1 pseudogene is annotated in these 441 nt (G+C 62.4%); it reads left to right on the forward strand.

Annotated features, from left to right (window positions below):
* Positions 1–2: 2 nt before the first annotated feature.
* A pseudogene (locus HJG40_RS14600) lies at positions 3–441 on the forward strand (hypothetical protein); the annotation flags it as partial.

Below are 441 nucleotides of genomic sequence, written 5' to 3' on the forward strand. Positions count from 1 at the left end.
TGGTGCATCTGGTGCAGAACGGAGATCTTGAACGCATTGTGCACCTGGCACGACTGAGTGGTGCGGCAGCAGACTCCATGAGTGATGAAATGGTGGGTCGTCTGGCGGGGTTGGCCAGCGACGGTCTGGATTTGGTGGATCAGGTCACCCGCAGCCAGGTGGCGCGGGCCCTGCCGGCCATCAGCTCCCTGGTGGAAAACGGCGATCTGGAACGCATCGTGCAACTGGCCCGGCTGAGTGGGGCCGCTGCCGATTCCATGAGCGATGAAATGGTGGGGCGTCTGGCCGGTCTGGCCAGCGATGGCATGGATTTACTGGATCGGGTGAACCGCAGCCAGGTGGTCCATGCCTTACCGGCCATCAGCTCTCTGGTAGAAAACGGCGATCTGGAGCGCATCGTTCATCTGGCCCGTATGGCAGGGGCCGCCGGCGATTCCATGA

It is taken from the genome of Acidithiobacillus concretivorus, assembly GCF_018853445.1.
Lineage (GTDB): Bacteria > Pseudomonadota > Gammaproteobacteria > Acidithiobacillales > Acidithiobacillaceae > Acidithiobacillus > Acidithiobacillus concretivorus.